This is a genomic window from Kineococcus indalonis (genome assembly GCF_009906395.1).
Taxonomy (GTDB): domain Bacteria; phylum Actinomycetota; class Actinomycetes; order Actinomycetales; family Kineococcaceae; genus Kineococcus; species Kineococcus indalonis.
The window spans coordinates 1-767 of the sequence record NZ_JAAALM010000936.1 but is presented as its reverse complement, the minus strand read 5'-3'; the positions used below and the strand labels follow the sequence as shown (position 1 = coordinate 767).

At 81.0% G+C, this 767-nt stretch carries 1 protein-coding gene; it reads left to right on the top strand.

Annotated features, from left to right (window positions below):
• Positions 1 to 767: alpha/beta fold hydrolase (locus GTR00_RS22035; RefSeq protein WP_166613612.1), on the top strand; the 767-nt coding region annotated here is incomplete at both ends.

Sequence of the window (767 nt, the reverse complement as noted above, 5' to 3'; positions counted from 1 at the left end):
CCGCCGCGCCCCCGCCGGCCACCGGCGCCTGGCGCGAGGACCACCCCGCCGGCCGGCGCCGCTTCGCCGACCTCGGCGACCTGCCCCTGCAGCTCGGCGGCGTCCTGCCCCGCGTGCGCCTGGCCTACGAGACGTGGGGCGAGCTCGCCCCCGACGGCTCCAACGCCGTCCTCGTCGAGCACGCCCTCACCGGCGACGCCCACGTCGTCGGCGACGCCGGCCCCGGCCACCCCACCCCCGGCTGGTGGGGCGAGCTCGTCGGCCCCGGCAGGGCGCTGGACACCGACCGCTGGTTCGTCGTGGCCGCCAACGTCCTCGGCGGCTGCCAGGGCAGCACCGGCCCCGCCTCCCGCCGCCCGGGCTCCACCGCCCCCTGGGGCTCGGCCTTCCCGCGCCTGACCGTCGGCGACCAGGTCGCCGCCGAGCTGCGCCTGGCCGACGCCCTGGGCATCGAGCGCTTCGCCGCCGTCCTGGGCGGCTCCATGGGCGGGATGCGCTCGCTGGAGTGGGCCGCCGCCGCCCCCGGCCGCGTCGGCGCCGCCCTCGTCCTGGCCACCTGCGCCGCCTCCACCGCCGACCAGATCGGCGCCCAGAGCGCGCAGATCGCCGCCGTCGTCGCCGACCCCGGCTGGCACGGCGGCGACTACCACGACCTGCCCGCCGGGCGCGGCCCGCACACCGGCCTGGGCCTGGCGCGGCGCCTGGCGCACCTGACCTACCGCACCGCCGCCGAGCTCGACGCCCGCTTCGGGCGCCTGCCCCAGCCC